The organism is Sphingomonas bacterium, from assembly GCF_903643035.1.
Taxonomy (GTDB): domain Bacteria; phylum Pseudomonadota; class Alphaproteobacteria; order Sphingomonadales; family Sphingomonadaceae; genus Sphingomonas.
On the sequence record NZ_CAHJWW010000088.1, the window covers coordinates 1 to 10,107 of the forward strand.

7 protein-coding genes and 1 pseudogene are annotated in these 10,107 nt (G+C 65.7%); 4 read left to right on the forward strand and 4 right to left on the reverse strand.

The window, feature by feature from the left end; all coding sequences use genetic code 11:
• The first annotated feature begins 103 nt into the window (after positions 1 to 103).
• Positions 104 to 478 (forward strand): ATP-binding cassette domain-containing protein, encoded by a 375-nt coding sequence (locus HUV01_RS07410; RefSeq protein ID WP_302480033.1) that lies wholly within the window; start codon positions 104 to 106, stop codon positions 476 to 478.
• 599 nt (positions 479 to 1,077) lie between these two features.
• Here HUV01_RS07410 and HUV01_RS07415 read toward each other — a convergent pair.
• The 4 genes from HUV01_RS07415 to HUV01_RS07430 form a co-directional block, all read right to left on the reverse strand.
• Positions 1,078 to 2,853: a peroxidase family protein gene (locus tag HUV01_RS07415; RefSeq protein ID WP_174297660.1), complete on the reverse strand. Its 1,776-nt coding sequence runs from the start codon at positions 2,851 to 2,853 to the stop codon at positions 1,078 to 1,080.
• Between the two features lie 870 nt (positions 2,854 to 3,723).
• Positions 3,724 to 5,703, reverse strand: a complete 1,980-nt coding sequence (locus HUV01_RS07420) for a PAS domain-containing hybrid sensor histidine kinase/response regulator (RefSeq protein ID WP_217430946.1) — start codon at positions 5,701 to 5,703, stop codon at positions 3,724 to 3,726.
• Between the two features lies 1 nt (position 5,704).
• Positions 5,705 to 7,213, reverse strand: a complete 1,509-nt coding sequence (locus HUV01_RS07425; RefSeq protein ID WP_174297662.1) for an ATPase domain-containing protein — start codon at positions 7,211 to 7,213, stop codon at positions 5,705 to 5,707.
• A gap of 224 nt (positions 7,214 to 7,437) precedes the next feature.
• Positions 7,438 to 8,922: a helix-turn-helix transcriptional regulator gene (locus HUV01_RS07430; RefSeq protein ID WP_302480034.1), complete on the reverse strand. Its 1,485-nt coding sequence runs from the start codon at positions 8,920 to 8,922 to the stop codon at positions 7,438 to 7,440.
• A 201-nt stretch (positions 8,923 to 9,123) separates the two neighbouring features.
• Between HUV01_RS07430 and HUV01_RS07435 the strand changes: the two genes are divergently transcribed.
• The 3 genes and pseudogenes from HUV01_RS07435 to HUV01_RS07445 form a co-directional block, all read left to right on the forward strand.
• On the forward strand, positions 9,124 to 9,393 hold the full coding sequence (locus tag HUV01_RS07435; RefSeq protein ID WP_174297665.1) for a GlsB/YeaQ/YmgE family stress response membrane protein: 270 nt from the start codon (positions 9,124 to 9,126) through the stop codon (positions 9,391 to 9,393).
• A gap of 84 nt (positions 9,394 to 9,477) precedes the next feature.
• Positions 9,478 to 9,795: a hypothetical protein gene (locus tag HUV01_RS07440; RefSeq protein ID WP_254606458.1), complete on the forward strand. Its 318-nt coding sequence runs from the start codon at positions 9,478 to 9,480 to the stop codon at positions 9,793 to 9,795.
• Positions 9,796 to 9,818: 23 nt separating this feature from the next.
• Positions 9,819 to 10,107 (forward strand): annotated as a pseudogene (locus tag HUV01_RS07445) (hypothetical protein); the annotation flags it as partial.

The window sequence follows — 10,107 nt, forward strand, 5'->3', positions numbered from 1 at the left end:
CATCGACGCTTGCCACCGCCGTAAAAGGGGTCCCTTTTAGACGCCGATCGGGGGTCCCGGTTCGACGCCTATTTACAAGGTCGACGAAGAGCGCCTGGCGGCGGTGCTGGACGCGGCGGACCTCGCCGATGATGTCGCTCGGATGCCGATGCAGCAGTTGACCCTCGTTGGCGATATGATGGGCAGCCTGTCCGGCGGCCAGCGTCAGCGCCTCCTGCTGGCTCGCGCACTTTACCGGCAGCCGAGTATCCTCATGATGGACGAGGGCACGGCGCACCTCGATCCCGATTCGGAGCGGCGCGTGAACGCGGCGATCGCGGCCATGGGGATCACCCGGATCGTCGTGGCGCATCGCGCCGAGACCATCGCGACGGCGCGCCGCGTGGTCGAGATCGTCGACGGCAGGATCGTGCGGGATGAGCGTCGCGACAGCGCGACTGGGGCGCGGGCGGACGGAAGCGCGCTGCTTCCCACTTAACGGCCAGAGGAGACGTCGGGACGGCATCGGAGCCGCCCCGACGCAAAGATCAGAGGAGGTGCGGCCTGCCGCCGGAGACCTGGGCAACTTCCGCCGGGGTCAGCTCGCGCTTGGTGATCTTCTTGGCTTCCTTGTGCATGTCGGTTCTCCATCGCCAGACCATACTGGCGACTCATGGTCTAAGGCGCACCTGCCGGCTCGTCGTCATACGATCGGATGACCAACCTGGCCTGCTCCCCTGGAACGCGCTGGGCTAGGATAGGCGTGTGGCAGCGCGCGTTCGAGACGCTGCCATCAGCCTCGCCGCGATCGTCGCTTGATGGTTGTGAGTCCTGTCTCTAGTCGAAGCTGCCGACATCCAACCACCTTCAGACAGCGTTTGGACGCTGGACGGCTGAGACCGGATTGTATCCGCTAAGACGGCATACCATCGCTCGCCAAGCCGTGGAATAGATCATCGGATCCGTTACGCTTACAAAACTCAGTAGGTCGTCGGCGGCTATTTAGACGGCTCAAGGAGACGCCGTCACGGACTGCTGATTTCGAAACGCCTGTACGAATGTGACACCTTGCTGCGGCTTTTTCCCGAGCCTGGCCCCTCAGCTTGAGGCGTAGCGGATCAGGTCCGCCAAGGTGAACTTCGCGCCCGCCGCGAGCGGCTGCGTCAGGCCGAGCACCGGGCGGAACGGCGTCTGGGCGTGCAGGAAGCTGGTCTGGTCCATCCACAGCAGCCCCACGAACGTCTCCGCTACGATGCGACTGCCGACGGGACCCAGATGCTGACCACCGAATGGATCGTTCGGCGCGCGCATGGTGCCGAACAGTTCGGCCTCGCGTAGGATATAATACCAGAGCGGGGTCGCGCTGGTGATCGCGGAGGCGTGGTCGTCGCCGAACTTCTTGCGGCGCGTGGCCAAGGTCTTGCGATCAGCGTCCACCTTGGCCAGGTCACGCTTCGGGTCGTGCTGCGAGCCCGACCACCACAGCTCCTCGAAGGTAAGCGGCTTGATCCCAAGCCGACCGGCGACCGCCTCGCCCGAGGGCAGCCGTAGCATCCGTGCGCGCAGCAGGTTCCGGAAGGCGAGATTGGCATCCGGCTGCTTGCCCTTGAACTCCGGCAGCGCCGCCAGCGGATCGACGATCGTCGCATCCATCCGATAGGAGAGCTGCGGGATGGCGAGCGGCTGCGTACCCGGTTTGTCGACCGGTTTGGTCGGGCCGTCCAGGAAGAAGCTCCAGTCGATCCCCCATTTGGCCGGGATCGCCTGGCCAAAGCCGTTCATCGCCTCGGACGCCTTCGCGCCGAGCTTGAAAATCGGGATGCGAAGCTTGTCGAACGGCGGCGTGCTGCCAACGGTCTCGTTCAGCGCGTAGGTGGGCCGGACCATCGAGTGGCCGAGCCGGAACGCCGCCACCGAAAACTCGATCGGCATGTAGGCGAAGGCCGGATTGTCGGCGAGGTAATGGCTCAGCCGCGGCGTACTGCCCGCGTTCAGCACCTCGTCGACCGCAGTCAACTCGCACAACCGGTCACGCGCGTAATCGAACAACACGACCCATTGGTAGTGCCAGCGTACCGTCTTCACCGCCATTCGGAAGCGCGCTTCCGGATCGCCGGCATCGAACGGACCCATCTTGAGCAGCGTCTGCGGATCGGCCATCAGCTTGTTGTGAAGCGCGACGAACGCGGTGTGGAGCTGCGCGACGAGCTTGTTCTCGTCATTGCGCTTGTCGCCCAGCACCGCCACTGCCAATCCGTCCGCGTCTGGGGGCAGGCGGAAATGGTCATGCTTGCTGGCGGTCGCCGCGGCCGCGTTGGCGATGCCGCCCGAGATGTCTGCGCCGGTGCGCAGTATCGTGAACGAGTTCTTGTCGGTGGTGTAGAGATAGGGCTGATTGTCGGGACCACTGCCGTAAACGCTGTCCAGGTCGAGTGCCGGCGTCCGATAGTCAGCGAGTGCGGTCGGATCGACCTCCTTGCCGTGCAGCGGCGTCGGATCGAACGTGATGTCGTGATCTACGAACTGGCCGAAATATGTATAGCCGGCCGGCACGACCGGGTTCTCGTCGCCTTCGTCGGTCGCCTTCTTGGGCGGATTGGTGCTGGTATCCGTCCGTATCGGCTTGCCCACATCGTTGTCGGTATCATTTGGATCACCGCTGCCGGTGTCGGTCATGAGGTGGGCGAGATCGAGGAGCAGGGTATCGCTGTGCTGCGGACGATCGGCCGCGTCATTGAACATCCGACCGAAGCGGCCCGCGCCGGCGCCGGGCATCATCCCACCGCCGGTGCCGGCGGCCATGCCGGGCATCGCTCCCGCCGTCAGGCCGCGCGTCTGGCCGCCATGACCCGTCGCCTTGATGATCGTCGGCATCACAGTTATCCAAAGCTGCGCTCGCACTCAGCGTCCAATGCGAACTTCACGAGCCGGGACCGTTTCATACTTACAAGACAGAGTCTCCACGTCGATTTACATATTGTACCGATGTATTCACAATATATACTCAAAGCCTAAGAAGTCTTAGACCTGGAGAGGGCACGTGAACTAAACTGCTTAGTAGATCTTTCAAATATGTGAGCTGCTTTAATTGATAGATGCATTGCTCACCTTGCTGAGTCTAAATTGCTGAAACAAGCTGAAATAACATCAAGTTTAGGTCACTAGAACTTTAGTATGGCTCCGAGAGAGAGCAGAATAATGCCATCTGGCCGTAACCCGTGCGGATTTCATTTCTTGATCGTTCTACGCCGAATGGAACGAACCGCAGGCGGATGCGCTGATGCTTCTGCTAAAAGCGGTAGCCACAACAGACGCTTCTTCGCCGCCGACCGAATCAGAGAGATGACTGGCTTGTCTGCACAGGCTCGCGGCTCGGATGGGCGGACTCCCGCTCCGCGAATAGCCGGGACCGGCAGCTCGCGACAGCCGCTCGGCAGCGTCACGCAGCCGCTAACGGTCGCTACGTTCTGAGTCTCGCATGTGCGATCTATTATCTGCAAGCCACAGCCAGATTACTGGAACTATCTTCAGAAAAGAAGTCGCGTTACGACGTGACCTAGTCCAAAGCCCTTCATGGCTTGGGTTCCAGCTTGCTCACTGGTCTACGATGCTGACACCGTTACGCTCAAATACCAGTGCCCGATTTCACGAAGCAACAATCGACCTTAAATAATCGGCCATGACCTATCAATGCTTTGCCGGTTTCTTACGCTTTGGCCTAGAGACTGTCTGCGTCGCCCTAGTCTAATTCACTGATCGCAACCGGGCGGGGATCGGTGACGAAAGTCTCAGCAGATCGTCGATCCGGGCCGCGAGATCGACTTGGCGAAACGGCTTGGCGAGCCGCTTCACGTCCGCTGGCACATCGTCGCCCGCGGCAGCGTAACCGGTGACTAGCAGTGTCGGGATCCGGCTGCCGAAGGCACGCAGTTCCTGGATCAGTTGACCTCCCGTCATTCCGGGCATCAGGTAATCACTAACCAGCGCGTCCGCCTCAAGCCCGGCTCGTATCGCAACCAGCACCTGGGAGGCCGAGGCCATCTCGACGACGGTGTAGCCGATGTCCCGGAGCATGTCGGCCGTGGCCGATCGGACGAGATCCTCGTCATCGACGAGCAGCACCGTCGCGGCGTGGCGAGCGGCAACCGGCTCGGCATGCCGTTCGTCGGGGTCCGCCGCGGGTTCGTCGGTGGCGGGAAGCCAGAGTTCGACCGCGGTTCCCACACCGGGTTCGCTCGCCAACCTGAGCGTCCCGCCAGACTGCGCGGCCAGGCCATGTACCATCGAGAGGCCAAGGCCGGTGCCCTTGCCGACACCTTTGGTCGAGAAGAACGGCTCGGTCGCGCGCGCGAGCGTCGCTCGATCCATGCCCACGCCGGTATCCGATGCGACCAGCTGGATGTAGCCGCCCGGCTTCAGGCCGTGCGCGTCGCGCTCGTCGGCGACGACGTCAACTACGGTCAGGGTCAGCGTGCCGCCACCCGGCATCGCATCGCGCGCGTTGATCGCGAGGTTGAGCAACGCGAGTTCGAGCTGGTTGGGATCGACGCGCGCGGAAGGCAGATACCGAGGCACCTCGAGCACCACGGCGATCGACGGACCGAGCGACCGTCGGATCAGGTCGACGATCCCGTCGATGAGGGCGCCGATATCGACGGCGCGGGGCTGCAACGCCTGGCGACGGGCGAAGGCAAGCAGGCGCTGCGTCAGGATCGCCGCCTTTTCGGCGGCCTGGAGGGCGCCACCAACCATCCGCTGGGTCCGCTCGTCATCCTTGTGGCGACGTCGGACGAGATCGAGGCTGCCGACGATCGGCGTCAAAAGGTTGTTGAAGTCGTGGGCGACGCCGCCAGTCAGCTGGCCGATGGCGTCCATCTTCTGGGCTTGGGCGAGCTGCGCGTCGGCGTCCTTGCGATCGGTGACGTCCGAGACGACGCCGGTCATCCGGATGGCGGTCCCGTCCGCATCGTAGCGTACCCGGCCTTTCGCGATGATCCAGCGATGGCTGCCGGTCGCGGAAACGATGCTGCACTCGATATCGAGCGAGCCGGTGTCCATTGCGCGGCCGAACGCCGCGGCCACCGCGTCCCGCTGCGCGGCATCGACGTGCCTTAAGAAGGCTTCGACGTTCCAAGTCGGCAGGGCTTCGGCATAGCCGAAGATCTCGTCGTGCCGCAGCGTGCGATGTGCCTCTCCGGTCAGGAGATCGATGTCCCAGCTACCCATGCCGGCCGCGTCGAGGGCGATTTCAAGGCTGTCCCGCGCCGTTTCCAGTTCGCGGGTTCGATCGACCACGGCGCGTTCGAGCGTGTCGGCCGCGTCGCGAACCTCATACTGGCGAGCGCGTGCCTTCAAGGCGGACCGCACCGCACCAAGCATTGCCTCGGCATGCAGAGGACGTTCGAGAAGCACGACGTTGCCGAGTTCGCCGAGCCGTTGGGTCGCGAGTTTGGTGCGGGGCGTCCGCGCGCCGTTGGCGAGCACGATGAACGGGATGTCCGCCCAGGCCGGCTGTGCCGCGACCCACCCCGAGAGCTCGCCCACGTCCCCGGTGGCGAGCGCCTCCTCGGTCAGCACGACCGCACCAGCTCCCGATCTCAACTGCTCCACCAGGGTCTGCTGGTCCGCGCACACGACGGCGCTGACATCGTGGCGACGCATCAGGTCCGCGGCGATCGCTGCGTCGCGACCCCGCGGCGCCAGGATCAGGACGCGATCCGGCATCTCAACCGCGCGAGGCCGAAGAACCGATCCGGCTCGCCATCAGCGTCTTCCCCTCACCCGAGAATGTCGGGACGCCGGTGAGCACGCCTTGGAAATGCCGAAGCGGCTCGCCGACTTGCAGCCCATCGCTGCCGATCTGGAACTCGCGGATCGTCCGTTCGTGCCGCGCGGTGCGGGTCTTGATGACGGAGATCGCCTGCCGCACCTCGCCGTACGCCTCGAAATAGCGCAGCTGGATGACGCTGTCCGAGAGATAGCTGAGATCGACGTCGGAGCGGATGTCGCCCATCACGCCGTGCAGCCCCAGGATCAGCAGGCTGACAACCCCCTTCTGCCCCAGGTAGGTCAGCATCTCGTGCATCTGCAGCACGAGGAACTGCTCGTTCGGCATCGACTGGAGATAGGCGTTCAAGCTGTCGATCACGACGAAGCCGGCGCCGCGATCGACGGTCTCGCGGATGGCCCCGGCGAACTCGCCAGGAGACATCTCGGCAGGATCGACCGATCGCAGCTCAAGGTGCCCGTCATCGATGTATGGCCGGAGGTCCATTCCCAATGCGGCGCTCCGCGTGAGAAGGGTCGGCAGCCGCTCGTCGAACAGGAAATAGGCGGCCTTTTCGCCACGCTTCAACGCCGCAATGACGGATTGTACCGTCGCCGTTGTCTTGCCGACGCCGGCCGGCCCGGTCAGCAGGGTAGCGGTGCCGGGCGCCAGTCCGCCGCCCAGCAACGCGTCCAGCTCCGTCGATCCCGTCGAGACCGTGCTCCCGGCGTCCTGCGCCGCGTGATCCGAAGCAACCAGCCGCGGATACACGCGAAGGCCGCCGCGCTCGATCTCGAAATCGTGATAGCCTCCGCGGTAGCGGACGCCGCGCATCTTCACGACGTGGAGGCGGCGGCGTTGCGCGCCGAACCCGGACAGCGTCTGCTCGAGCGACACGACGCCATGCGCGATGCTGTGGAGCTGGAGGTCGCTGCCCGACCCGCTCCTGTCATCGAGAAACAGGACGGTGCATCGCCGCGTCGAGAAGAAGTGCTTCAGCGCGAGGATCTGGCGGCGGTAGCGGATCGGGCTCTGAGCCAGCAGCCGGAGCTCCGAAAGGCTATCGAGCACGACCCGGCTCGGACGGACCTCGTCCACCTTCGCCATGACGTCGCGGACCGTCTCGCCGAGCTCGACCTCGCTCGGGTGAAGCAGCGTCTGCTCCTGATCCTCGCCGAGGCCGTCGGCCGGCACCATCTCGAACAGGTTCAGCGCATCTAGGGTCCAGTCGTGCGTCGCGGCGACAGCGCGCAGCTCCACTTCCGTCTCGGCCAGCGTGATGTAGAGCCCGGTCTCGCCGACGGTGGCCCCGGCGAGCAGGAAACCCAGCCCGAGCGTCGTCTTGCCGGTGCCGGGCGTTCCCTCGATCAGATACATGCGATGGGGTGTCAATCCGCCGTTCAGGACATCGTCCAGGCCGGCGATCCCGGTGAGAGCCGGCGGGAGAGTGGTGTTCGATGCCGACAACGCGCGTCCCTTCGTAGCGGGACGGAGATCCCACTGTTCGCGAGCACCCTAGAGCCGATGACCGCATTCGTCATGGCTGATCTCGCCACGGCACGGTGGCTGTCGTGCCCGGAAAGGTCGGTATGAACGAAAGTCCGCTTCCGGCGGACCGGGAGCTATCGACGAGCGTCCGGGTCTGGAGCGTTCAGACGGCACGCCAGCGGACTGCTGCCGAGCCCGTGCGTTCACGGCCTTTCGCTCGCACGGCCGCCGATGCCCCGCTCCCGCGCCCAGATGACGGCGGCGCTGCGTCGGTTGACGCCGATCCTGGTGTAGAGGCGCGAGACGTGGTTGCGGACGGTGTTGCCGGACAGGCCGAGCCGCCCCGCGATGGCCTTGTCGTCGAGCCCTTCGCACAGGAGTTCGAGCACTTCGCGCTCGCGACCGCTCAGCTCGGCGGCGGCCGGCGCCGACCCGCCACCGCCGCGGAGCGTGGCCAGCTTGTCCATGATCGACCGGCTGAACCAGCTGGCGTCCTTCATGACGGCCTCGATGGCCTCGACCAGCTCGATCTCGCTGTGGCGGCGCGCGGTCACGTCCTGGTAGAGCCACAGCACGCAACGCTCGCCGCGCACGTCCACCGCCTCGGCGGAAACCAGGCAGTCGATCGGCGCCCCGTCCTTCGGCAGCAGGCGGACGTCGCAGGTGCGGACACCGCCACGCCGCTCGATCTTCTCCTCGGTCGACCGGCGCAGCGCGGCGTCGTGCCAGAGCCGGATGTCGTCGGCGACCCGGCCGACCAGGTCGTGCGCGGCGCGACCCGTCATGCGGGAGAACGCCTCGTTGACCTCGACGAACCGGTTCTCCGGCGTCGAGGTGACGGCCATGGCGACGGGGGCCAGCCGGAACATGGCGCTCGACCGATGCTCGCTCGACCGCAGCGCCTGCTCCGCTTTGCGCCTGGGGTCGAGGTCGGCGAAGGTGAACAGCATGCACGGCTGTTCCGCCACCTCGATCGGCTGGCCGGCGAGGATGACGAACCGGGTCGACCCGTCGGGAAGCGGCAGTTCGGCTTCGACCTGCGGGATCGTCTGGCCGGCCGCGAGCCGCTCGGCGACGTGGGGCCGGCGCTCGGCCTTGGCGAGGATGTCCATGTCGCGCAGGTGACGGCTTTCGACCGCGTCGCGCGGGCAGCCGCAGAGCTCGGCGAAGCCGGCGTTCACCCGGATGAAACGCTGGTCGTGAAGCCGCAGGATCAGCGCGGGCGCAGGGTTCGCCTGGAACATCGCCTCGAACCGCGCCTCCGCGTCGTAGCGCTCGGACACGTCCTGGATGACGAGGGCCAGGCAGTCGGGATCGCCGCCGTCCTCGTCCATGACGACGTCGTGGACCCCGTGCGTCCAGCGCGGCTCGTTCGTGCCCATCGGGGCGACCTCGACCACCAGGTCGGGAAAGCTCTCGCCGGCCAGCATGCGCATGATCGGGTATTCGCGCTTGGTCAGGCGATGGTGGTTGCGATAGCGCAAGCAGAAACGCTGGCAGTAATCGTCCGCCGTCGCGCCGAGCTCCTCCAGCTTCCTGATCCCATGCATCCGTAGGGCGGCAGCGTTCGCGCCGATGATGGTGCCCGAGGGGTCGACCAGGACGACGCCGGCGGTGAGGTCGGCCATCAGCTGCTGGAGGTGGCGCAGCGTCGGCGACGGCGGTCGGTTGCTGCGGTCGTGTTCCATGCCGGGTCAAGCGTCGCGGCACCCCGGCGGTTCCGCTCCCAGGCTGACAGAACTACCAAGCAGGTGGTGACAAGCGCACCCAAGGAGGCCGGCCCGCGCCTCACCCTTTCTGAACGTACGGTCGCGACCCGTGTTGATGCTCCCGAACTGACGACCGTGCCGGCATCCCGCCGAGGCTCGGTCGAAACCGGAGAAAGCACCATGGGTCTCATCATTCTTCTCGTCGTCGGCGGCGTCATCGGCTGGGTCGCCAGCATGATCATGCGTACCGACGGGCAGCAGGGCATCTTCCTCAACGTCGTCGTCGGCATCGTCGGTGCGATGCTGGCCGGGTTCATCGTCACGCCGCTGATTGGCGGCGCGCCGATCACCAGCGGCGTCATCAGCATCGAGTCGATCGTCGTATCGCTGCTCGGCGCGATCGTGCTGCTTGCGATCATCAACCTGTTTCGGCGCGGGGCCGTTCGCTGAGGCGAGGCGTTCGTCGACCGGGAGCCTGCCAGCCTCCGGTCGAGCGAGCGCCACTCCATCTCACAAGACACCAAGGAGAGTAGAATGCACAAGCAGATCATCGCCGCCGTCCTGGCGGCGACCGCGATCACGGGCGGGGCCACGGGCGCGCTCGCGCAGGCCGCCACGGGGTCGCACAACCCGGCGCTGAAGAATCCGGCGGTGCGCACCACCGCCATGGCCGCGAAGGGACGCAACTCGTTCACCGAGGCGCAGGCCCGGGGGCGCATCGCCAAGGACGGCTATACCGGCGTCGGCAAGCTCGTGAAGAACGAGAACGGCGTCTGGCAGGGCACCGCCACCAAGGGCGGCGCCAAGGTGAACGTCGCGCTCGACTACAAGGGCAACGTCACCACCAACTGATCTCGTCCATCCGGAGAACGACCATGACAAAGACCATCACACGCCTGTTCGACGACTACGCCGATGCGACCGCCGCCCTGCGCGACCTCGAAGCGTTGGGTATCGGCCATGGCGACATCAGCATCGTCGCCAACAACGCCCATGGCCGTCACGATGCCAATGACCACGACGCCAATGACCACGACGGCGTCGACGATCGTGGCGACGTCAGCCGCGGCACGTCGACGGGCGCGCTGCTCGGCGGCGCGGGCGGCCTCCTCGCCGGGCTGGGCCTGCTCGCGATACCCGGCCTCGGCCCGATCGTCGCCGGCG